Annotated in this window: 21 protein-coding genes, 2 pseudogenes and 1 riboswitch; of the genes and pseudogenes, 3 read left to right on the top strand and 20 right to left on the bottom strand. The window is 41.7% G+C overall.

The window, feature by feature from the left end; genetic code table 11:
* Positions 1–72 precede the first annotated feature (72 nt).
* Positions 73–169: riboswitch (THF riboswitch) on the top strand.
* 163 nt (positions 170–332) lie between these two features.
* Both folE and KQI87_RS17150 read left to right on the top strand, forming a co-directional pair.
* Complete coding sequence (gene folE, locus KQI87_RS04395) at positions 333–890, top strand: GTP cyclohydrolase I FolE (RefSeq protein WP_216459051.1); 558 nt, start codon at positions 333–335, stop codon at positions 888–890.
* A gap of 255 nt (positions 891–1,145) precedes the next feature.
* A pseudogene (locus tag KQI87_RS17150) lies at positions 1,146–1,412 on the top strand (dihydropteroate synthase); the annotation flags it as partial.
* A gap of 225 nt (positions 1,413–1,637) precedes the next feature.
* Here KQI87_RS17150 and KQI87_RS04405 read toward each other — a convergent pair.
* The 20 genes and pseudogenes from KQI87_RS04405 to KQI87_RS04495 all read right to left on the bottom strand — a co-directional run bounded on the left by KQI87_RS04405 (position 1,638) and on the right by KQI87_RS04495 (position 23,261).
* Positions 1,638–3,425 carry an aminopeptidase P family protein gene (locus KQI87_RS04405; RefSeq protein WP_216459052.1) on the bottom strand — a complete coding sequence of 596 codons (1,788 nt, stop codon included), beginning with the start codon at positions 3,423–3,425 and terminating at the stop codon, positions 1,638–1,640.
* A 135-nt stretch (positions 3,426–3,560) separates the two neighbouring features.
* Complete coding sequence (gene larE / locus KQI87_RS04410; RefSeq protein ID WP_216459053.1) at positions 3,561–4,382, bottom strand: ATP-dependent sacrificial sulfur transferase LarE; 822 nt, start codon at positions 4,380–4,382, stop codon at positions 3,561–3,563.
* A 155-nt stretch (positions 4,383–4,537) separates the two neighbouring features.
* Positions 4,538–5,860: a putative ABC transporter permease gene (locus tag KQI87_RS04415; RefSeq protein WP_216459054.1), complete on the bottom strand. Its 1,323-nt coding sequence runs from the start codon at positions 5,858–5,860 to the stop codon at positions 4,538–4,540.
* A 377-nt stretch (positions 5,861–6,237) separates the two neighbouring features.
* Positions 6,238–6,516 (bottom strand): annotated as a pseudogene (locus KQI87_RS17155) (AraC family ligand binding domain-containing protein); the annotation flags it as partial.
* 15 nt (positions 6,517–6,531) lie between these two features.
* Entirely contained in the window at positions 6,532–6,666 is a 135-nt protein-coding gene (locus tag KQI87_RS16770; protein ID WP_256444805.1) for a hypothetical protein, read from the bottom strand.
* 210 nt (positions 6,667–6,876) lie between these two features.
* Positions 6,877–7,815: a translation elongation factor Ts gene (gene tsf, locus KQI87_RS04425; RefSeq protein WP_118512173.1), complete on the bottom strand. Its 939-nt coding sequence runs from the start codon at positions 7,813–7,815 to the stop codon at positions 6,877–6,879.
* A gap of 100 nt (positions 7,816–7,915) precedes the next feature.
* A complete protein-coding gene (gene rpsB / locus KQI87_RS04430) occupies positions 7,916–8,659 on the bottom strand; it encodes a 30S ribosomal protein S2 (protein WP_216459055.1) in 744 nt (247 codons plus the stop codon).
* 325 nt (positions 8,660–8,984) lie between these two features.
* Positions 8,985–9,752, bottom strand: coding sequence for a pseudouridine synthase (locus KQI87_RS04435; RefSeq protein ID WP_216459056.1), 768 nt, complete (start codon positions 9,750–9,752; stop codon positions 8,985–8,987).
* On the bottom strand, positions 9,749–11,806 hold the full coding sequence (locus tag KQI87_RS04440) for a DUF6449 domain-containing protein (RefSeq protein WP_216459057.1): 2,058 nt from the start codon (positions 11,804–11,806) through the stop codon (positions 9,749–9,751). The genes KQI87_RS04435 and KQI87_RS04440 overlap by 4 nt, the downstream gene beginning before the upstream one ends.
* Positions 11,781–12,683: an ABC transporter ATP-binding protein gene (locus KQI87_RS04445; RefSeq protein WP_216459058.1), complete on the bottom strand. Its 903-nt coding sequence runs from the start codon at positions 12,681–12,683 to the stop codon at positions 11,781–11,783. The genes KQI87_RS04440 and KQI87_RS04445 overlap by 26 nt, the downstream gene beginning before the upstream one ends.
* Positions 12,680–13,054, bottom strand: coding sequence for a GntR family transcriptional regulator (locus tag KQI87_RS04450; RefSeq protein ID WP_019162114.1), 375 nt, complete (start codon positions 13,052–13,054; stop codon positions 12,680–12,682). Before KQI87_RS04450 ends, KQI87_RS04445 begins: the two co-directional genes overlap by 4 nt.
* Positions 13,055–13,404: 350 nt before the next feature.
* Positions 13,405–14,055 carry a CPBP family intramembrane glutamic endopeptidase gene (locus KQI87_RS04455; RefSeq protein WP_173681227.1) on the bottom strand — a complete coding sequence of 217 codons (651 nt, stop codon included), beginning with the start codon at positions 14,053–14,055 and terminating at the stop codon, positions 13,405–13,407.
* Positions 14,056–14,243: 188 nt separating this feature from the next.
* A complete protein-coding gene (locus KQI87_RS04460; protein ID WP_216459059.1) occupies positions 14,244–14,891 on the bottom strand; it encodes an HAD family hydrolase in 648 nt (215 codons plus the stop codon).
* Between the two features lie 67 nt (positions 14,892–14,958).
* On the bottom strand, positions 14,959–15,960 hold the full coding sequence (locus KQI87_RS04465) for a hypothetical protein (RefSeq protein WP_216459060.1): 1,002 nt from the start codon (positions 15,958–15,960) through the stop codon (positions 14,959–14,961).
* A complete protein-coding gene (locus KQI87_RS04470; RefSeq protein WP_216459061.1) occupies positions 15,944–17,200 on the bottom strand; it encodes a serine/threonine protein kinase in 1,257 nt (418 codons plus the stop codon). Before KQI87_RS04470 ends, KQI87_RS04465 begins: the two co-directional genes overlap by 17 nt.
* Before the next feature lie 167 nt (positions 17,201–17,367).
* Complete coding sequence (gene argS / locus KQI87_RS04475) at positions 17,368–19,134, bottom strand: arginine--tRNA ligase (RefSeq protein ID WP_216459062.1); 1,767 nt, start codon at positions 19,132–19,134, stop codon at positions 17,368–17,370.
* An 83-nt stretch (positions 19,135–19,217) separates the two neighbouring features.
* On the bottom strand, positions 19,218–20,090 hold the full coding sequence (locus KQI87_RS04480) for a DegV family protein (protein ID WP_216459063.1): 873 nt from the start codon (positions 20,088–20,090) through the stop codon (positions 19,218–19,220).
* 184 nt (positions 20,091–20,274) lie between these two features.
* The gene (locus KQI87_RS04485; protein ID WP_216459064.1) at positions 20,275–21,243 is read right to left on the bottom strand and encodes a DUF3878 family protein; all 969 of its coding nucleotides are present in this window, start codon (positions 21,241–21,243) and stop codon (positions 20,275–20,277) included.
* A 125-nt stretch (positions 21,244–21,368) separates the two neighbouring features.
* Positions 21,369–22,985, bottom strand: coding sequence for a phosphoenolpyruvate--protein phosphotransferase (ptsP, locus tag KQI87_RS04490; protein ID WP_216459065.1), 1,617 nt, complete (start codon positions 22,983–22,985; stop codon positions 21,369–21,371).
* Between the two features lie 18 nt (positions 22,986–23,003).
* Complete coding sequence (locus KQI87_RS04495) at positions 23,004–23,261, bottom strand: HPr family phosphocarrier protein (RefSeq protein ID WP_216459066.1); 258 nt, start codon at positions 23,259–23,261, stop codon at positions 23,004–23,006.
* A 391-nt stretch (positions 23,262–23,652) separates the two neighbouring features.
* On the opposite strand from KQI87_RS04495, the gene KQI87_RS04500 reads away from it, so the two are divergent.
* On the top strand, positions 23,653–24,066 hold the full coding sequence (locus KQI87_RS04500; protein ID WP_216459067.1) for a sensor histidine kinase: 414 nt from the start codon (positions 23,653–23,655) through the stop codon (positions 24,064–24,066).
* Position 24,067: the final 1 nt, after the last annotated feature.

The raw sequence follows: 24,067 nt of genomic DNA on the forward strand, positions 1-24,067 counted from the left end.
ATTTCCAATAATGTCAAAAAAATCTTTTCTATTACTGTATGACATGATATACTGGTGTTGAAATGAATGATATGCAAAATAGGATTTTATGCGTCAAGTGTTCGGTGAATGGGGAGTTGTCACTGAAACGAAAAGTACGTCTTACGGTATATTATCCGCACCCGTTGCAAACAATATAAGAGGATATCTCATATTGTGTTAGGGAATGTTTTCGACATACATTCTATCACAATTGGAGATATCCTTTTTTGTGTATCAAACCTGAAGTGCACGCCCAAAAACTGATTAAAAGGATAATCTCCATTCTACAAATACAAAGGAGGTTATTTTTAATGGTTGATAAACAAAAAATCGAGCAGGCAGTCCGTCTGCTTCTGGAGGGAATCGGTGAAGATATCACACGGGAAGGGCTGGTCGATACTCCCGACAGAATTGCCCGTATGTGTGAAGAAATTTACGGAGGTCTCGGTCAGGAGGCAGACCAGCATTTATTAAAACAATTTCCAGTGGAAAATAATGAAATCGTACTGGAAAAAGACATTACTTTTTACTCTATGTGCGAGCATCACCTGATGCCTTTTTATGGAAAAGCTCATCTCGCCTACATCCCTGACGGCAAAGTTACCGGTTTAAGCAAACTGGCACGTACCGTAGAAGTTTATGCCAGAAGACCGCAGATTCAGGAGCGCCTTACCGTCCAGATCGCAGATGCTCTGGAACGCGCCCTGAATCCAAAGGGAATCATGGTAATGCTGGAGGCAGAACACACCTGTATGACCATGCGCGGAATCAAAAAGCCTGGAAGTAAAACGATCACTACCGTAACCCGCGGCGCATTTAAGGAAGATAAGGAACTGCAGAAAATGTTCCTTTCCATGGTAAAAGAATGAATACCGATTTCTTAGATATGGATCGTATCAATCAAATCTGGCAGCATCCTGTTTATCAGGAACATTATAAAAAAATACAGGAACTGTTTTTTATGTTCCGCTGTTTCTGAATGCTACTGGTCCAGCGAGAAAAAAATATGAAAATTGAATACTAGAGCGTGTTTGAAAAATCATTCCCACAAATTGTGACGCACATCTTGTTCAAACATGCTTTAATCCTCTACATAACCATAAAAGAAAGGATGGTCCCTGCTCATGAAAATTGGAAACCGTTTATTTGATACTCAAAATCAAACTTACATAATGGGAATTTTAAATATTACTCCTGACTCCTTCTCGGACGGCGGCAAATGGAATCACATGGATGAAGCTCTGAAACATACAGAAGCAATGATCGCTGATGGAGTAGATATTATTGATATCGGCGGCGAATCCACGCGTCCTGGCCATACACCGGTCAGTGCCGACGAAGAAGCTCAGAGAGTCCTGCCGGTTATCGAGGCTGTCAGACAAAATTTAAATAACCAGGTAAATGCTCTTAGCCGCCTGATAAAGTCAAAACAGTCCCCGAAATTTCAAAAGATTTCGGAGACTGTTTTTTGTTCTGTCATTTCACAGTATATTTACATCGAAAAATATTCTTCTGATCATGAAACAATTTTGTTATCCGGCTCATGCGAATAACAACATTTTCTTCGCTATGTGGCTCTGCATCGAATAACTTGATCCGCTTCGTAGCTGATTCGGTTAAATCGCACGTGTGGCTTCTTTCAGCCATGCTTTCTCATCTTCATCCAAATACGGAGAAATCTTTTCATATACCTGCGCATGATAATTATTAAGAAGTTCTCTCTCATGTGCGGTCATCTGCTCCGGAACCACGGCATCAAGGTCAAATGGTACCATAGTCAGGAACTCAAAGCACATAAACTGGCCGAACTGTGTCTTTTCTGCTTTTTTGCATACGATCATGTTCTCATGGCGGATTCCGTATCCGTCTTCTACATAGTATCCAGGCTCGTCAGATGTGATCATGCCTTCTTCCAGCACTGCATTATTTCCCGGAACCACTTTCCAGCGGAAGCTGTTTGGTCCTTCATGGACATTCAGCAGATAGCCGACCCCATGTCCGGTTCCGTGATTAAAATCCTGTCCCAGTTCCCACAGCGGCCCACGTGCCAGATAATCCAGATTTACACCTGTGCATCCATAACGGAATTTCGCATTTCCCAGATTCAGCATACCACGTAAAACCGCAGTGAAAAATTTCTTCTGCTCATCTGTTACAGGTCCCATAACAATGGTACGTGTGGTATCTGTAGTACCTTCATAATAGTTTCCGCCTGTATCTGCCAGCAGGAAGCTTCTCGGCTCGATCGGGATATCGGTCTCCGGTGTTGATGAATAATGGTTGATCGCAGCATGAACTCCATAGGAAATGATCGGATCAAAGCTGTTGTCAATAAAGTTCTCCTGCTGTGCACGGAAACTGTACAGCTTCTCCTCTGCACTTAATTCGGTCATCGGAATCTTGCCTACATTTTTCTTTAACCAGTAGATAAACTTTGTAAGTGCCACACCATCTCTGATATGTGCGATACGTTCATTCTCCACTTCTACCGGATTTTTGATTGCTTTTGGAAGAAGGGTCAGGTTCTCTTCATCCAGAATTTCAACCTCTGCCGGGATATTGCTTACCAGGCGGCTGTTTGCTTTCTGTTTGCAGAGAAGAACTTTCATATCTTTTGCAAATGTTTTTACATATTCGTAGATGCTGTCATATGGAAGAAGAGTCACGCCGTCTTTTGCCAGAGCATCCAGAACTTCTGCCGGAAATGCCTTCTCATTGGCAAACAGCTTAATCTCTTTCTGAGTCATTACCAGATAAGACAGGACAACCGGGCAGCAATGTACATCTCCGCCACGGATGTTTAACAGCCATGCGATATCATCCAGAGAAGTCAGGACAAAGGCATCTGCTCCCTTTTCTTCCATTGCCTTGCGGATCTTTGCGCATTTATCTGCGCGGGATTCTCCTGCCCATTTTACATCCAGTTCCATCACCGGCTCGCAGGAAAGTGCCGGACGGTCTTCCCATACCTCTCCTACCAGATCATAATCTACAGAAAGGGAAGCGCCTTTCTTTCCGAGCGATTCTGAAAGTTCAGCTGCCTCTTTTGCACTGATGGTTCTTCCGTCAAATCCAAGGCACATGCCTTCTCCTAATTTCTCTTCCAGAAACTGATGAATTGTCGGAACTCCCGGCTCTCCCATCTTAAAAAGATCTACACCTGTTCCCTCTAACTGTGCGGCTGCCTGGATAAAATAACGTCCGTCTGTCCACAGACCGGCCATATCCTGCATGATCACTGCAGTTCCCGCAGAACCGGTAAATCCTGTAATATATTTTCGGCATTTGAAATATTCTCCAACATATTCAGATGCATGGAAATCATCTGTCGGGACCAGATAAGCATCAATCTTTTTCTCTTTCATGCGTTCCCGAAGCGCGGTAATTCTTTCTTTTACTGTCATTGCATTTTCTCCTTTGCATACCTCTATAGGCATGAAAAGGGCGGCCACATAGAAATGCAGCAGCCCTTTTCTCTATTTAACAGTGTAATGATATCTGAGATATTTGTCAACTGATTTGTCGGTGTATATCCCGCCTTAAAGAGTCTTTTTATCGTTTTTGTCAAGTGTCTCATTCATGCTTCCCATACGATATCCAAGAATATCCATTGTCACATAAGTAAATCCATACTCCTTAAATTTTTTTGCGATATCCTCACGGACATTCTTCTCCAGAAGTTTCGGAAATTCCTCCGGCATAATCTCGATTCTTGCAAGTAATCCGTGAATACGTACACGAACCTGATGGAATCCATAATCAAGTAAAAGCTGCTCTGCTTTCTCAACCATTCCAAGTTTCTCTTCGCTGATGGTCTCGCCGTATACAAATCTGGAAGACAGACAGGCAAAGGACTGCTTATCCCATGTAGGAAGTCCCAGTTCTTTAGAATACTCTCTGATCTCTACTTTCGTCAGCTTCGCTTCACGTAATGGACTCTTAACGCCAAGTTCCTTTACTGCGATCAGACCTGGTCTGTAATCGCCGTTGTCATCCATATTGGAACCTTCTACAATATATGCAATTCCATTCTCTTTCGCAATATCCCCGATTTTCTCAAACAGTTCTTTCTTACATAAGTAACATCTGTTTGGTGGGTTCTGGGAAAATCCCTCAATCTCCAGTTCTTCAGACTGGCAGATCACATGCTTAACGCCCTCTTTCTCACAGAACGCTTTGGCTTCGTTCAATTCTCTTTTCGGAAAAGAACAGGACTGCGCTGTGATCGCGATTGCCTTATCTCCCAGTACATCATGAGCTACTTTTAATAAGAATGTAGAATCTACTCCACTTGAGAAAGCAACTGCTACGCTGCCAAGCTCTTTGAGGTATTCTTTTAAATGTTCCAGTTTATTTTCCATGGTGGTTAACCTCCTGATTATTCTTCCTTTTGTTATTTCGATTAATCATATCATTAAAGTAGGGTTTAATGTCAAGAGTATTTTTGCTATATCATTTCCCTGAAGCCATAATCAAGCGGATAAAATCATCCGCTTCGCTACTTCATTCGGTTAAATTACTGTAAATCTGTCTTTTTATGCGTGGATTTCGCCTTCGGATAAATCTGTTTCATTCTGGCATCGTCGAAGTGTGTATCCACCCACTGTTCTATCTGATTTTGTGCTTTAACGCCCTGTGCACGCTGGTCATAGCGTATCAGTGCTACAGAAGAAACAATAATGTTACAACACATAAAGACAGTCAGTATCCAGGTAATGATTTTTCCTGGTTTTACAGGTATTTTTTCAATTAAACCAGAAAGAAGAGGATATGCTTTCTTAAACCATACAACTGCTGCAATCCCCCAGAAAAAGCAGTACAGCAGATTAATTCTTCCTCCCAGATTAAACGGCAGTTTACTGTAATCCCAGAATACCTTTCCAAAGAAGATTTCTGTAAATACACTGCACAGATACTCATAAGCTCCTCCCAGAAAAGTACCTGTCAGAAAGAGAAAGCTCTCACTGCGGTCTTTATATTTATACAAAAACCAGGTAACAAGCGCAAGTGCCAGTCCCCACACAATACTGAATGGTCCCCATACCAGACTGCTCCGGCTCATCCAGTAACCCATTGTAATCCGGCAGAAAGCTGTTTCAATAATATCTCCCAGAAATGCCCCTATGATAAATAACAGCATCAGTTTATAAAAACCACAGCCCTGTGCAAAAACATTCTCTGCTGCCGTGTTCTCTGCTGACTGCATTTTCTGCACTTTTGGATAGGCTTTGTGGATTCTTCGTTCAATCCAGTCTGTAATCCATAAAGTCAGATGTCCGCTTACTTTATCAAGCTGTTCATTCGCCGCCGCACATTGTTCCAGATATGGTCCTTTTTTTATCAGTAAAAGATATGAAGCCGTAATATCTACAATCATTAATATGATCAAGACCAACAATACAATATGTGATAATACGGATGGAAAAACAGATAACAGTTTCCATGTCAGCTTATTTCCCCACCTGACCACTATGTATCCAAAAATGCCCCACAAAGCAGATGCCGGCAGACAGATATATCCATCCAGATTCCATTTAACCCCGGAATAGTCCCACCATCTCTCCTTAAACGCCTTTTCAATCAGGTGGCCTCCAACCCACTCCATCACTGTCGCATAGATCATCGAATACCAGAACAGCCAGAACCCCGTCAGTTCCTGCAGACCAACGGAAATGATCACCGCTGTAATTCCATACATTACACAAAATGGCCCGTTCACAAGACCTCGGTTAGAAAACTTACGCTGCTTCAAAGTAGCTGTCACCGTCTCCAGAACCCACCCCAGAAACGAATAAACAAAAAACAGCCAAAGCAACTCATAACCGGAAAAAATGTTCATTTGTAAAATAACTCCTTTTTCTATTATATCTGGACTATTTCCAAACACCACTTTCTCTCTATTATACTGTCTGTTATATAATTCAGCAATTCATTTTTACTTGTTTCCTGTCAGTTTGTTTACTTTTTCTTTGTGTCACAAATTACTTTAAGGCTTTTTACATTTCTCTTAGAAAAATTCAGCAGATAGAATCTGTATTTCTACCCTGAAGGGATTAAAATATATATCAAACTGATATATTGGAGGACAACGGTATGAGCGTAAATTACAGAGCTGAACTTGTAGACATCCATCGGATTTTCACCGGATATCACTGCAAAACCAGATATTGATTACGGTACCGTAACCGACCAGATGACTGTATGTGACGTAGTCTTTCATCTCGCAGAAACAGAATTTTTAAAAAGCTGTGCCGCCCATGGCGCAAAAACCGTAAACGGTCTCGGTATGCTCGCATGTTCATAAAGAACATTCTTTGAAAACCCTGGAAGTTCCCGTCTTCCTGTCACTTCCTCTGCCAGATCAAGCATAATACTCTTAGAAATATTAAATCCCCGGTAATCAAAAGTTCCATCATCACTTTGAACGCAAGCATGATTATCTCCAGGATTAAAAAGGACTACATTCCCACACTCTATGCCATACTCTTTATTCCGACAAGATAAAGTCCGCTATCCTTTTTCAACAAACCCTATCACATAATGCTCATGAAAATGATTCGGTAAGGGCTGCGCAATTCCCTCAAAACGATAAGCTTCAATCCGAAGTTCCTCATCATACACTATTGTCCGTATTTCTTTTTTCATGTTACTTTCTCTCCTCTTTTCCGTGTTTTATTTTATTCCTAAGGCATTAGAAAGTCTTGTAAAATATCTTCAGATTGTTCAAAATATTTCGCCATTTTATTTATCCATAGAAAAAGGCTCCGAAAACCTCATAATCACTAGAAAATAAAGTGTTTATGAGGCTTTCAGAGCCTCTATAAATTCTGGTTCAGTTTACAATCGAAACTTCGCTTAAGCGTTCATCTGCTTTGCAACTTCTTCTGCAAAGTTTTCTTCTTTCTTTTCGATACCATCGCCTGTCTCGTAACGTACGAAACCTTTAACAGTAATCTTAGCGCCGTTTTCTTTAGCAACCTGCTCTACGTATTTAGCTACAGACTGTTTTCCGTCTTCAGCTTTAACGTATGTCTGGTCAAGGAGGCAGATTTCTTTAAGCTCTTTTTTGATACGTCCTGTGATCATTCCTTCGATAACCTTAGCTGGTTTCTGGGATTCTTTCGGATCGTTCTGGATCTGAGCCATAAGGATTTCTTTCTCATGCTCGATGTATTCTGCGCTTACTTCGCTGTCGCTTGTGTACTGTGGTTTCAGAGCTGCAATCTGCATTGCTACGTTCTTAGCCATTTCTTTAACAGCATCGTTAACTACGTCTGTTTCAACGTCTACAAGAACACCGATCTTACCGCCCATATGTGTATAGGAAGCAACGAAACCATTCTCTTCTGTAACCTGAGCAAATCTTCTGATGTTCATGTTCTCGCCGATAACTGCGATCTGAGCTGCAAGAGCTTCTTTAACAGTCTTAGTTGTATCAAGTGCCCATGCTTCTGCAAGGAAAGCATCGATATCTGCTGCTGTTGTGTTCATAGCCTGAGCTGCTACATCTGCTACGTAGTTCTGGAATTTTTCATTCTTAGCTACGAAGTCTGTCTCAGCGTTAACTTCTACAACAACTGCTTTCTTTCCGTCTTCGGAAACTAAAGTTTTGCAAAGACCTTCTGCTGCTACACGGCTTGCTTTCTTCTGTGCTGTAGCAAGACCTTTTTCGCGAAGGAATTCTACTGCTTTATCCATATCACCTTCTGTAGCTGTAAGAGCTTTCTTACAATCCATCATTCCGGCGCCGGTCATTTCTCTTAATTCTTTTACCTGTGCTGCTGTGATAGCCATTTCATTTTCCTCCTGAATAATATTCGTAAATCGCCCGGAGAGGCTTTTCCTTTTTCAATGACAGGAAAGCCTGTCGGCTTTCCTGTACTGGTTCAAAAAATTATTCTTCTGTAGCTGCGAACTCTTCAGATTCAGCTTCGATTTCGCCGTCTGCATCTGCAGTACCCTGTTTTGCTTCGATAACAGCGTCTGCCATTTTGGAAACGATTAATTTTACTGCACGGATTGCATCATCGTTACCCGGGATTACATAATCCAGTTCTTCTGGATCGCAGTTTGTATCGCAGATACCGATAAGCGGGATTCCTAATGTATGAGCTTCCTGTACGCAGATTCTTTCTTTCTTAGGATCTACGATGAAGATTGCATCTGGAAGTCTCTTCATTTCTTTGATACCGCCTAAGTTCTTCTGTAACTTAACGAGTTCTTTTTTCAGTTCGATAACTTCTTTTTTAGGAAGAACGTCAAATGTTCCATCAGCTTCCATAGCTTCGATTTCTTTCAGTCTTGCAATACGGCTCTGGATAGTTTTGAAGTTTGTAAGCATACCGCCTAACCATCTCTCGTTTACATAGAACTGTCCGCAACGCTCTGCTTCTGTTTTGATAGCATCCTGAGCCTGTTTCTTTGTTCCTACGAATAAGATGTTTCCGCCGTCTGCTACGATATCAGCGATTGCATTGTAAGCATCGTCAACCATGCCTACAGACTGCTGTAAGTCGATGATGTAGATACCGTTTCTCTCTGTGTAGATGTATGGAGCCATTTTAGGGTTCCATCTTCTTGTCTGATGTCCGAAATGTACGCCTGCTTCTAAAAGCTGTTTCATTGAAATAACGCTCATGTTTGTTCTCCTTTTTGGTTAATTTCTTCCGCCCGGTTCTCTTTCCTGGGGACCCAGCCTCACACCGCAGGGCACCATCCACGGGAATCTCCGAACGTGTATATTTTTGCATACGCAATAGATGCGCATGACTCGCAACTTCTGTAGTATAGCATACAAAAACCCTCCATGTAAAGAGGGTTTTTTGCAAATTTTTTATTATTTTTACAGTTTCTTCCAGGTTCTGATCTGCTTCTGACAAACTCAGTTTCCTGCACTTTACCGACACATGTTATAATGTCCATTATATCAGCGGACAATCAACCATGTATTCTTACAATTTTACTTATTTTGTGACAACACTTTCTTTTAATCTCTTTTCTTCTTCTGCAGTCAACTGTCGGCATTCGCCTCTTTTGAGATCATCCGGCAATGTCAATACTCCCATGGAAATTCGTTTCAGATAGACGACTTTCTTTCCTACTGCTTCTGTCATTCGCTTGACCTGATGGAATTTCCCCTCTTTGATCGTAAGCTGAATTTCTGATGACCATCCTGACGGGTACTGTTCCAGTTCTGTCTCTTCAACTTTTCTTGTACTGAGGATCTCCAGTTTTGCCGGCATTGTGGGATTTTTTTCTCCGATTTCCAGACCATCTGCGAAGCGCTGCACATCCTCTTTGGTCATACATCCGTCTGTAACCGCATAATAGGTCTTGTCCACATGTTTCTTTGGAGAAAGCAATTCATGCGCCAGTGCTCCGTCGTCTGTGATCAGAAGCAGTCCTTCCGTATCTTTGTCCAGTCTTCCCACCGGAAACAGGCCTTTTCTGTCTGATGCTACAAGTTTCATCACTGTTTTGTCCCGCTTATCTTCTGTGGCACTAACATACCCTGCCGGTTTGTGCAGAAGATAATAGACAAATTCCGGTGCCTGGGAAATTCTGTTTCCGTCCAGAACTACTTCATCCTCTTCACTGACCTTGATCTCCGATTTCTTTGCAGGTACACCATTGACCTGGACCTTTCCTTTTTGAATATATTTTTTTACCTCACTTCTGGTTCCTGCTCCTGCATCTGCCAGGAACTTGTCCAGACGAACTGCTTTCTTCATTCTTCTTCCTCGCCAGTTTCTACTATTTTCTTTATAAATTCCGGCTCTTTCGCTTTCAGTACAGCAAACTCTATTCCGTTTAGCGATTCTCCGGCAGACTCTGTACTGTTCAGAGCCACTTTCACACTCACACCCGCCTCCGTTTCCAGCCATGCCGGACACTCCCATTCACGGATCAGGCTCTGGGCTAATTCTTCTTTCTGTTCAGGATCTGTGACATCCATTTCTTCTGCATTATATGTCACTGAATAATCGTACTGTTTCAGATTTTCTTTTTCCATAACAAAAGCATAACCTTTTTCTTTCAGGAAAACAAGTGTCCGCTTAAATGTCGGGAAAATATATCTTCCTACTTCTGCATAGGATTCCGGTGCAATATGCTCATCCATATCTGCATAGGAAGTAGCGTAAAGCTCCATCTGTCCACACGGGATTCCTATAAGTTCCTGCGGTGAGGCTTCTGCTATATCCTGTTTCAGCAGATCCAGCAGCTTCTGACTGTCAGATTTTTCCAATGTTACAGAGTACTGATCATCTAATTCATTTAAAGGATCTACTGTTATAAAAGACACTTTCTGTCTGTACTTTTCCAGAATATCATATTTATTATCTTTTAATGTTCCCTGCTCATAGCATGCTTCCAGCAGTCTGCCAAGCTGCTCCGCTGTCACTATATATTGTCTGGTAATATCGAAACCGCTCTTCTTTTTAAACTGAACTCCTATTTCTGTTCCGCTGCATTCCTTACTGTTCTGATAAGACGCAATTTCTTTTAACACTTCATAGATTTTATCTGACATTCCTGCATCTGTCCATCTGCCATAATTTCCGCCCATGAAATAAAAGAGTCTGTCCAGTTTATATGAACCAGAACTCACTTCCATCTGCGGTTCATTCACACTCTCAGTTCCTATCCACTCCAGATTCAGACTGATTCCCTCAGTTTTTGCCATTGTCGGAATTCTTGTATCATATCCGATGGCATCTGTGTGTAATATCCAGGCACTGACAGCTACACATATTCCCAAAAGCAGAAGCTGCAGCTTATGTGCTGCCATTTTACGGAAATCCATTGCAAAAATAACCTGCAAAATTCCATAAAATACAACTGTCCCCAGCACAAGCCCGAATATCCACCAGCCAGTCCTGTTCTCTTCTGGTCCGATCAGCGCAAACATCGTTCCAATTGCCAGAGCAGCAGGGATTACGACCATAAACAAAAGGATTGGTTCCAGAAATCCGTAAACAAAAGATTTTCCTGTTTTCTCAGCTGGACGCTTTGTATATGCCAGATATGCACATACTGCCAGAACAATCAGAAGCAATATCCCGCCCACTATAATGATCCAGAAATTCTTTTGTCCTGAATAAGTCCGCAATGCCACGGAAATAGATACAGGTGAAAGAAAAACAGATATCTTTTCTGCCATTCCCTCTTTAAGTCCCATATTCGTTCTGAAATACATCATTTCCAGCACCCATAAAAGAATGCCCAGTACCGGTCCGTAAAGGAAAACACAGCATAATGACAGAATACCTGCCAGAACATTTCCCGCAATTGCCAGTGCCAACACTGCTCCGAAATACAGCAGCAGATACATAAGCAAATGTTCCAGAAACATTTTCCCCGCTGCCGTGATCAGATGACTACCATGTCCTTTGCTGACTGCGATCGCCATTGTGATCAGTTCCATGATCACATATGGAACCAGATACAGCACCAGACCTCTGATTGCTTTTTCCCAAAAGAACCTGCTTCTTGTTACCGGAAGACTGTGATAAAAATCAATCTTATCTCTGGAAAAAAGATACCAGAATTCATTCAGGGCATTTACAACGGCCGCAAGCATTGTAACCAAAAAGCCTGGAACTATCAGATAGGAACAGATCATGGCAAAAGTCATCCTGTGGATTTCATCCGTCTGATTTCCGATCAGCATCAGTTCTGCTACCGGAAATGCAACCATAAACCCCAGTAACAACAGCACCAGAATCCAGGTACTGCCTTTTAAGCTGCTTCTTAATGATCTACCAGAAAATGTTTTTGACTTCATAGCCTGCCACCTCCGTTTCGCTGATAAATATCTCCTCCAGTGTCAATGGAATCACTTCGCAGAATATTGGATTCTGTGTCTGTACTTTCTGAAGTATTTCTTCTCTGGTCCCTCTTGCAGTAAGTATCAGAAGTGATCCCTGATGTTCTTTCTTTAAAACGTCCAATTCTTTCAAAAGTGCTTCTTCTTTTGTCTGATCCGGCAGTACACACTGGATCTTATGGATATGGAATTTCATGTCTTCCAGTTCTCTGGATAAAAGAATTCCTCCTTTGTGCAGGAGTCCTACATGGTCACACACGTCCTCCAGTTCTCTCATATTATGAGATGCGATCACCGGGGTAAAATCCCGATTCATGATTTCAGACACAAACAGACTCTTTACTGCCTGACGCATGACCGGATCAAGTCCATCGAACGTTTCATCGCATAACAGATATTTTGTCCCTGCACTGATTCCCATAATGACCAGAAGCTGTTTCTTCATTCCCTTGCTGTAGGAACTGATCCTGCGTTTCTCATCCAGATGAAACTGGTCCATTAATTTACTGTAACGGTCAGTCATAAAGTCCGGATAATATTCTCTGTAGAAATCTTTCAGATCTGCTGCCGTATATCCCTGTGGAAAATATCCACCGTCTGAAATGTAAAATATCTGCTGTTTTATCTTTTCATTCTCATAGACCGGTTCCTGATCCACCAGGATTTCTCCTTCGTCCGGCTTTATCACTCCGGCAGCCATTCGAAGCAGCGTGCTCTTTCCTGCACCGTTGGTCCCTACCAGTCCGAAAATCTGGTGTTCACCGATTTCCATTGATACATGGTCAATGGCATGGATCTCTCCGAAAGCTTTACTGCAGTTTCTGATCTCTATCATGATTCGTCCTCCTTTTCAAAGATTTCCGCAAGCATTTTCTCCAGTTCCTCTCTGTTGAATCCTGTGTTTCTGCCTTTCTGTATCAGTGCTGTGAATTCTTTTCGGTAGCTCTCTCTGTTTATCTTCTGTACCTGAGAGCTGTCTGCTACGAAATTTCCTCTGCCTTTTACAGGATAGATCAGTCCCAGTTTCTCCAGCTCCATATATGCACGCTGGATCGTGTTGGGATTGACGGACAGTTCTGTGGCAAGCTGCCTTACTGACGGCATCTGCGATCCCGGCGGCAGGACACCGTTCAGGATTAGGATCTGAAATTTATCTGTAACCTGTTCATAGATTGGACGCCTGTCCTGATAATCCAAAACAATCACTGGTGATTCCTCCTTTCTGTTACGTGTTTCATGATGTGTTGTTTTATTTTATGTGTGTATTTACTGTATTAGTTGTATTGATACACTCATAATACAGAATACTGTTGTATCTGTCAAGTACTTAATAGCTAAATACTTATTTGTCAAACAGATATTCTCTGTTTAATTCAGTAAAAGGTTATTTCCGAATCCTAATCAAACTGTTAGGTTTTACTCTTTCCAGTACATCTAAATTTCCGTATACTGATTATTTTCTTTTTGCCTTAACATAATCTTTTTTCTAATAACAAAGACACCTGCATGTGTACTGTCATTCCACAATTGCAGATGTCTTTATCTTGTCTCTATTTTTATATCATTCTTTTCTTTTTTCTTATACTGCACATCTTTTCGAAATGGGTAAGGCAATATACCACACTGATCAGCAGAATCAGATAGATCAATATGAGAATCTGTACCCCATATTTCATGGAATACAAATCCAGTGCATATTCTGAGATAAGCAGTGACCAGATGTTTGCTCCCATATGGAGCAGCATACTGCTGTAAATATTTCCACTCATTTCCAGTATCCATGCAAATGCAGTTCCGAGGATACTTGCGTAAATTCCCTGTACGATATTTCCGTGATAGATACCAAATATCAGCCCGGAAATCACTGCTGCCACCGGCATCTTCAGCCAGTCACGCAGACGCAGATAGATTAACCAGCGGAAGATCATTTCCTCCGCCGCAGGTGCAATAATTCCCATCCAGAAAATCATCATAAGAAGTGATTTTCCTTCTGTAATTCTGGTCATGCTTTCCTGGTAGGCACTGCTGTTGATAAATGACTGAAGAATTGCCATCAGGAAATTTCCATACTGTGCAAGTCCGGCTCCTGCCAGAAGCAGAAGAATTATTTCCAGTAAGGAAAGCGGTACTTTTTTCTGTGCCGGGATCAGACCGCCGGCAATTCTTCTGACTTTATCTCTTCGATAAAAATACAATGCCGGGATCATAGCCAGAATTCCTGTTAAGCCGGTAAGAAAAATCGTGTAATTATAATATGTCTCAGCTGAGTTTGCCGCGGTTCTTGCAAATACTGCCAGCGCAGTTCCTGCAACGATCTGTGAGATTATAAAGTGGATTCCTACCGGATATCCTGCCCTCCAGATTTTAGAAACAATGTTTTGTTTTCGCAGAGGGCTCAGGCGAAAAAATTTACGATTTCTTCTGCAGAATCTACGATTTTCAGAGGTTCTGCCTGTTTGAGTTCTTCTTCTGTTCCATAGCCGAAAGAAACTGCAATGCATTCCAGACCTGCTTTGCGGGCTCCGTATACGTCGTGTTCTTTGTCACCGACCATAATGACCTGATTTCTGTGATTCTCCATATGCAGGCGCTGAAGAACATCCTCGATCACTTCTGTTTTATTGGTTTTCCTTCCATCCATTTCACTTCCGCCGATTTCTGTGAAGTACTGGGTAAGTCCGAAATGATCCAGGATCTGTCTCACATATACTTCCGGTTTGGAGGATGCTACTGCAAGAATATAGCCTTTCTTTTTTAACTGCGCCAGCATGTCCTCGATTCCGGGATATACAGCATTCTCGAAAATTCCTGTTACAGAATAGCGTTCTCTGTAGATTTCTACTGCCTGTTTTGCAGTTTCTTCGTCGATCTGCGCGTATTTCATAAACATTTCCATAAGCGGTGGTCCTACGAAAACTTTCAGTTTTTGAAGATCCTGTTCAGGCTTGCCGATCCTCTCCAGTGCATACTGAACAGATTTTGTGATACCCTCACCGGATTCGGTTAATGTTCCATCTAAGTCAAACAAAATTACTTTGTACATAAGGTTCCTCCTGTTTCAGAAAAATTGATATAATATGATAGATTATAGCATTGTTTTTCTGAAGCGTCTATGAGGAAAAAATCCAGGGATTCATTTTTATCAGTTTTCCGCCCTGCGAAATAACCAGTAATTCTATTTTATTAGTATTATCACTTATTACTGTATCTGGTATGATGCAGTTTTCTTCCCAGTGCCAGAGACATTCTATTCCGTTAAGACGGACGGATAGGATTTGAACGGAGCCTTGGGATATTATCTGAATTTGTGGGGTGTGGGGATTGTCTGGATTTTGTGTACACTGGAATGTTACAGGCTCATCTTTTGCGTGTGCGTATTTAACGGTGTCTAATTGGGCATCTGTATTCTGGAGTTCTTCGGAATTATCTGTATTCTTATTTTCTGTTTTCTTTGCTTTATTTTGTTTCTTCTTATTTTTCTTTTTTGATGGCTTAGGTGTTGGTGTTTTGGTTGGTTTGGGCATTTTTGTTGGCTTTGGATTTTTCTTGGGCTTGGGTGTTGGTATCGGAGTTGATGTTAATGAGATTTCTTCTGGTGTTTTAACATTGGATTTATCTGTCTGGGGTGTAGTCTGTATGTTGTTATCCGTTTGAGAATGGTGATTCCATGCAGAATTATTATTGCCCTGGGTGTTATTGTTATTTTGAGTGGCGTTATTACTCCGGGAATTATTATACCACTGAGAATTGTTGTTCCATTGACTGCCGTTATTCCAGTCAGTGCTGCTCTGCTGTATATCATTCCATTGCTGTGTATTATCTTGTGTTCTGTTTCCTGTATCAGAATTATATGGATATTCATTGTCTTGTGTCTGATCGTTCTGCGCCGGAGTTTCTGATGTGTTGTCTCCAGTCTGCCAGCTATTTTCCCATGTATTCTCCCAACTGCTCTGATTCCATTGCTGTTCTTCCTGCCATTGCCAGCTGCTGTTTTCTCCATTTCCCACATCAATATCAAAACCACCCATCTGCATAGCAGAGATACTTGAAGTCAGGTAAAGGCATAAAGTTGCAGATACCATAATTAAAAGTCTATTATGATTTTTCTTCACTCTTAATCATCTCCTTTTCCCATAATCTCAGATTTCTGCTGGCTGTATCATCTAACATTGTTTCTTTTGACTTATATTCCGTCCATAGCGTCTGACTGGCTTCCTTTTGTCCGGTACGGAACAGGAACATTCCATATTCACCGTATCCGGCCCTGTAAGTTTCATCATAGAGAAGCATCTGTTCAAAGTAGATCCCGGCATTTTCGTAATTCTCCTGATATTCACTGTTTACTGCCAGAAGCTGCAGGATCTTTCGGGATTCTTCTTTTTCTGTACATTGCTTTTGCAATTCCCGCAGACTGGTATCTGCCTGCGCACAAATTTTTCCTTGCTCTGCTTTACTGCCGTTTTGAAATTCTTCCTGATAATAGAGGTCTGTAACAGCTGTTAATTCTTCGTAGAAATTGAATGGTCTGGAACCGGATACCAGATTAGAACTAAATAGAAGAAAAACAGCTATTGTTGCAAAAACAGTGCTGCTCCCTGCTAAAACCAGCATGTTTTTGATTTTACTCTGGCTTTGTCTCTTGTGGATCCTGCTTAGTTTTTTCTGTACCATCTGCATGTTCTGATAACGCATTTCCGGTTTCTTCATGCAGCATCTGAAAATAAGCCAGAATAATGCTATGTTCCGGATGAATAACAGATAATCTCTCTTTCCGCATAAAGCAGATAATGTTTTTCCAAATGTATAAATATCCGTTGCAGCATTTATCTTACCTTCATATTGTTCCGGTGCTGCAAAACCAGTTGTGCCTGTACATACTTTATGCTGATATTTATATCCATTTACAGCACCACCCAGATCAATCAGATATAATCTGCCATTCTCGCCCATCATTAGATTGTCAGGCTTGAGATCTCCGTAATAAACTGGCGGTTTCCGATTATGAAAATAGGAGAATACATCTGCAATCTCCATTCCATATTTAACGATTTCATTTACGGAAAAGCGTTTTCCATCTCTTAAATATTCACCCAGGGATTTTCCCCTGACATATTCCATGACAAGATAGCATTTCCGGTTATCTTCTATGTAATCTATCATCTTTGGCAGAGACGGATGTGAAAGTTTCAGGAGCATCCGAGCCTCGCTTTTGCCGGATGCCGGTATTTCTTTTACCACCCACAAAACGCCCAATTCCAGGTCTCTGGCAAGATAGACTTTCCCTCCGCCGCCTTTCCCAACAGGCTCCAGAATACAGTAGCGCCCTTTTAATACAGTTCCAGATAAATTCACTGGCGCACCTCCTATTCAATTTTTCAATTAAAAATGGAAAATATGATGAAAGAATTTCATCACAATAGATTTAGATAAATATAGAATAGCACATTTCGTTCTTTTTGAAAAGCCCCATTTACAAATATATGTAAACAGGGCTTAAGTTCATTGTTGTATTTTATTTCTTACATTCTGTCCGGTGCGGAGAAGCCGAGAAGATCGATGCATGTCTCCAGAACTTTCTTTGTGAGTTTCAGCAGCTGGATGAAAGAAGCTTTCTGTGCTTCGTTCTCTTCGCTGAGGATTTTTGTCTCATGATAAAAGCTGTTGAATGCATTGGATACTTCATAAATATACGCGCAGATCTTGTGCGGTGCTTTTTCTTCGAAGGCGTTCTCTACAGTTGCACCAAAACCTGTCAGCTGGAGCATCAGGTTCTTCTGGCTGTCATTTACTGGATCAAGGATCGCACCTGCATCAAGGTCACCGCCTTCTTCCGCAAAACGGTTCAGGATGGATTTGATACGAACGATTGTGTAAAGAATGTACGGACCTGTATTTCCTTCGAATGATGTAAATCTGTCGATATCAAAGATATAATCCTTGGTAGCCTGATTGGAAAGGTCACCATATTTGATTGCGGAAAGTCCTACGATCTCAGCTGTTTCTTTTGCATCTTTATCTTTTACGCTGCGGTTCTCAACAATCTTGGTAAACATCTCTTCGTTGATATCCTTGATGAGAGTTTCCAGACGCATAACGCCGCCCTCTCTTGTCTTAAACGGTTTGCCATCTTTTCCGTTCATAGTTCCGAATCCAAGGAAAGAAAGCTTTGTATCGTCTTTTACAAGGCCGGTCTTTCTTGCGCAGCGGAATACCTGGATGAAGTGAAGTTCCTGACGTTTGTCTACGACATACAGGATCTCATCTGGGTTAAATAATTTCATACGCTCTACGATTGTTGCAAGGTCTGTAGTTGTATAAAGAGAAGCACCGTCTGATTTCAGAAGCATACATGGAGGAATTTCCTTTGTATCGTTCTCTTCTTTTACGTCTACTACAAGTGCGCCCTGGTCTACATAGGCGAATCCTTTTTCTTTCATATCTTCAACCATATCCGGAATGTATGGCTGTGCATCAGATTCTTTTTTCCAGAGGTCGAAAGATACATTTAATTTGTCATAATTGCGTTTCAGGTCTGTAACGGATACATTCATGATGTGATTCCAGAGAGCCATGTATCCCGGTTTGCCCTGCTGAAGAAGATGAGTTGCTTCCAGCGCTTCATTTCTGTATGCTTCATCTTCTTTTGACTTACCGCTTGCGCATGGATAAATCTCTTCCAGTTCGCTGATCGTAAATGGTGCTTCCTCCGGATATTCTCCTGTGTAGGAATCATCAAAGTAAACCAGCTCCGGTTTTCTGTGTTTCAGCTCTGTAATGATCAGACCCATCTGCAGACCCCAGTCTCCAAGATGAACGTCACCAATCACTTTATGTCCAACGAAACGACCAATTCTCTTAATACTCTCTCCGATGATTGCAGAACGAAGATGTCCTACATGAAGAGGTTTCGCAACGTTTGGTCCGCCGTAGTCGATGATGATCGTCTTCGGCTCTTTTGCTGCAGATACAGAAAGTTTCTCGTCTGCTGCCATTTCTTTTAAGTAATCTGCAAGAAACTCACCTTTTACTTTCAGGTTGATAAATCCTGGCTTTACAACTTCTGCCATAGAGAAAACCTGGCTGTCTTTTAAGTATGCTACTACGTCATCAGCGATCATAAACGGTGCTTTCTTATATGCTTTGGCTCCTGCCATGGCACCGTTGCACTGAAATTCGCAAAGGTCCGGTCTGTTGGATACGGTTACTTTTCCGTAGGATGGGTCGTATCCGGCTTTTTCAAATGCTGCGGAAAGTTCTTCCGCCATCTGTTCCATCAGTTTCTTCATTCTTTCCTAACTCCTCAAATTGCTTGTTATAGTCAGACGGATAAAATTCCGTCCTGTTACCTGATCTGTCAAATTTGTTTGGCTCAGTCTACTACTACCTTTCTTGAACATGCAACTGCGATCGCACCATGTCCGATATGGCATGCAACACTTAATGATAACGGATTCTGCACGATCTCAATTCCAGGGAATGTTTCTGCAATCTCTTTCTTGAATTCCAGAGCTTCCTCTTCATTTCCTGTATATGCAGACTGCAGGCACATCTCACCGCGTTTTACATATTCTGCGAAACGGTTCTCCCAGTCATTCTGCATGGCTTTCAGCATGACACGTTTTGCCTGCTTCTTGCCTCTTGTCTTGGAATATGCATCCAGCTTCTCACCCTGGATCTGAAGTACAGGCTTTAAGTTCAGGACTGTTCCGATGGCTGCTGCCGCAGGAGTGATTCTTCCGCCTTTTTTAAGATATTTCAGAGTCTCCAGAGTAATGTAGATACTGGAATCCATCTTCTGTTCTTCCAGAACCTGTTTGATCTGTGCTGCGTTTCTGCCGGCATCTCTTAATGTAAGGGCATCCAGTACAGACTGTCTCTGTGTAACAGAAATTCTCTGATTATCTACTACATGTACTCTTCCGTCATATTCCTGAGCCAGTCCCATTGCTGTGTCGCAGGATGCGCTCAATCCGCTTGACATCGGAATGTGTACCACTTCATCGTACTCTTCCAGAAGTGTATTCCAGAGTCCGCACACATCTGCAGGACCTGGCTGAGATGTAGAAATGGTTTCGTCATTCTTAAGCTTCTCGTAAAATTCTTCCTGTGAAAGAGTGATTCCCTCAAGATAAAGCTTCTCGTTAATGTAAAAAGGCATTGGAATTACGCTGACGCCAAGTTCTCTTGCCTGATCCTGTGTTATGCCGCTGTTACTGTCTGTGACAATGGCAATTTTTCCCATATTCATGTCTCCTTTATTATAATTCTGTTATTATAATTTTCTCTGTTTGCACTACATAAAAATACAGTTACTGTTCACTTTGTGCCCGGTAACAAAATACATGCTCTATTTAGTGTAGCATATTTTTCCCTGTATCTCAATCCAGAATATAAATTTTTTCCAATCCTACGCCTCAATTCACTGTCTATTTGAAATATTCCAGAGTAATTTTCTGGTTATAAAAACCTTTTTCTACAGACATCAGACATACCTGAAAAGAAATGGAATCACAGTCATACACAAAAGGTTCTTCTTTATATATCATACAATATGTTTCTGGTTTTCCTGAATGTTCTATTTCTTCTTTTTTCTTCCGGGCTTTCTGCATCAGATCCTGCAAATATGTATTCTGTTCACTGCCGAAATCTCTTACCGGATATTCCTCCGCCGCCTGCCGGATCTTCTCTGCAAGCAGATGCACAGTTTCTACATGACTGCTTCTTCGAAAGATCGCCGCAATCTTCCTGGCCATTAATGCATTTCCTGTCTTTCGGTATTCATGCAGAGCTTTCAGCAGTCTTCTGTCTTCTGCTTCTTCTGCAATCTTACTCATTACATCCAGTGCTTCTCCGGAGACTTCCCACGGATTTTCCACGGGAACAATATATTTCTCCGGCACTGACGGATAGAAAAGATAATTTAACGGCGGAAAGTCTCTCAGCATAGCGAGTTCCTTTTCCTGTTCATTGCAGAATTCTTCTCCCAGATAATCATACTTATCACGCAGGATCGCAATCTGATATTCCATTACTCTGAGGTTTTCGTATTTCTTCACCCAGAAATGACCGATATTTCCATAATCATATAACTGGCATTCAAACAGTACATCATCAAAAAAGACAGTAAATAAAGATTCTCCCTGATGCACCACCAGAACATATCCCTCTCCCTGCTTCTCTACGGATGCTTCAAGCGGTCCCTCATATCCGCTTTTATAACAGCCTGTCATCCTGGCATTTTCCAATACCAGAAAACTCTCTGCGCAGTCATTCATCAGATAGATCAGACGCAGTTTTCTGTCCGGTGTCTGCCCTGCAAATCCATCTGGAATCCCTGTAAATTCACACTGTTCCTGCTCCAGCAGCTGGTTTAGTTTTTCAAAATTATCTCTCATAAAAATATCCTGCAATTTCCTTTACACACAAAGATACTCTCTCCCGAAAAACGCAGATTTCATTTACCACGTCTTTCTGGAAGAGAGTATTTTTTATCTTATATCAGTTATAACAAAACAGATTTTTACTCCATTTCTCTTACAATCTTACGAACCGGAAGAACAAATGTCGGAGATACGGACAGTTCGTCGATACCCATCTGTACGAAACGCTCTGTCATAGTTGTATCTGCACCAAGTTCACCGCAGATACCTGCCCAGATACCTTCTTTGTGAGCATTGTCGATTACCATCTGGATCATGCGGAGCACTGCTTCGTGATGGGAATCATAAATGTTGTCCAGTTTTGCATTCTGACGGTCGATTGCCAGTGTGTACTGTGTTAAGTCGTTTGTACCAATACTGAAGAAGTCAACTTCTTTTGCAAGAATATCACTGATCATAACTGCTGCAGGTGTCTCGATCATTACACCCTGCTCTACGTCATCTTTAAATGGCACACCCTGCTCTGTCAGCTCTTTCTTCACTTCTGCAACGATCGCTTTGATCTGTTTTACTTCTGTTACAGAGATGATCATCGGGTACATGATGGAAATATTTCCGTACATGCTTGCTCTGAACAGTGCACGAAGCTGTGTCTTAAATACTTCCGGTCTGTCCAGACAGATACGGATCGCACGGTAACCCATTGCCGGGTTCTCTTCATGTGCCATATCAAAGTAATCAATCTGCTTGTCTGCACCGATATCCAGTGTACGGATGATTACTTTCTTTCCTGCCATGTTCTGTGCTACTGCTTTATAGATCTGGAACTGTTCTTCTTCTGTCGGATAGTTGTCTTTCTCCAGATAGATGAACTCACTTCTGAAAAGGCCGATACCCTCTGCATCATTAGCCAGCACACTTGCAACGTCTCCTGTACTTCCGATGTTTGCATAAAGATGGATCTTATGTCCGCTCTTTGTCTCGGTTGTCTTGCCTTTTAATTCTTTGAGCATTGCTCTCTGGCGTAATTCTTCGTCTTTCTGATCCTGATATTTCTTCAGAGTATCTGCATCCGGGTCTACAATAAGAGAACCGTTCTTACCGTCCACAACTGCCATCTTTCCATCCATGCTCTCATCATATTCGATATTGATCAGAGCCGGAATATTCATAGTTCTTGCAAGGATTGCTGTATGGGAATTGGAAGAACCTTTTCTTGTAACAAATGCGAGAACTTTGCTCTTATCCATCTGTACAGTCTCACTCGGCGCCAGATCTTCAGCAACAATGATAGACGGCTCTGCTGCATCCATATCTCCTTCATCATGTCCGGATAACACACGAACCAGACGGTCTGAAATATCTTTCACGTCTGCTGCTCTTGCTTTCATGTAGTCATCATCCATCTGTGCAAACATGTCTGCGAAATTATCGCCTGTAGTTGCCACTGCATACTCTGCGTTTACATTCTCTGTACGGATAATATTGTCAATAGAATCCAGATAGTCCTCATCATCCAGCATCATCTGATGTACTTCAAAAATGGCTGCGCCTGACTCTCCTACCTCCTGAAGTGCCTTGTCATACAGCTTCTGAAGCTGTGCAACTGCTTTGTCTTTTGCTTCCTGTACACGTGCGATCTCTGCTTCCGGATCTTCTACCTTTGTACGCTTTACGCTTGTATCTGCTTTCTGCTGAATAGAAATCTTACCAATTGCGATTCCGGAAAATACGGACTTACCTTCTAATACTCTCATTACTCCAACTCTCCTTGATTAAAGATTATGTTCCAAAAAGTTTTTCATCACTTCGGCATCTGCCGCTTCATTTTCACCTTCCACCTGCACTGTGATCTGGTCGCCCTGCTTCACTGCAAGATTCATAACACAGAACATCCGCTTCGCATCACCACTCTTCGCGCCCTTATTTATAGTGATATTGCTTGTAAGCTTGCCGGCTTCCTGCACAAGAAGCAGCCCAGGCCTTGCATGTATTCCAAGTTTATCTTTGATAACATAAGTAAATGATACCATCCACAAACCTCCTCCTGTATACATACTTCTTTTTGAGATAATTCATTATAGCACAACCTCTGTAAGGACTTCTATATTTTTTTACCTTTTGCATAAAATTTAAGCACTTTTCTTGACATATTTACGATTTTAATCTTTTTTCTGTTAAAAATCCACAGGATTTTTGTCGTTCGATCTATCTCCATATACTTTCATCAGCAAATATATAAAACATGAAAGCACTCCACAGCAAATCGTTTTCCCTCCAAGGAGCAGCTGCCTGGTCTGAACTGCCGATTTCGGAAACGCCAAATATAGCCTGAAGTCTGAAGAAAATTCCGCTGTTTCTCACGGACTTGACCTCTCCAATCCGGGAGTTGTCAACAGGCTGACTAAGAATGTCTTTTTTCAGATGAAAGATTTCTATGTATCTACAGCATTGATCCCTAAGAATCAGGGAACTGTCAGTATGATTATTCTGTATCCTTTAAATTCTATGGAACATGATCTGCGAATGCAGCGTCTCGCTTTCTTTGGCACAGCATTTCTGGCTATTCTGGCACTGAGTATTTTTTCCTGGTTCTTCACCGGAAAAATGATCGCACCGCTGGAAGAGAACAGACAGGCGCAGACAGAGTTTATTGCTGCTGCCTCCCATGAACTGCGCTCTCCACTGGCTGTGATCCTGTCAGGGATTTCCGCCATGAAGAAAGCTGAACCTGCTGAACAGTCCCATTTCTTATCCGTAATAGAAAAAGAAGGAACACGAATGTCCCTTCTGGTAAACGATATGCTTTCTCTGTCAAATGCGGATAATCATTCCTGAA

Origin of the sequence: Blautia sp. MSJ-9 (genome assembly GCF_018919065.1) — a bacterium.
Taxonomy (GTDB): Bacteria; Bacillota; Clostridia; order Lachnospirales; family Lachnospiraceae; genus Blautia_A.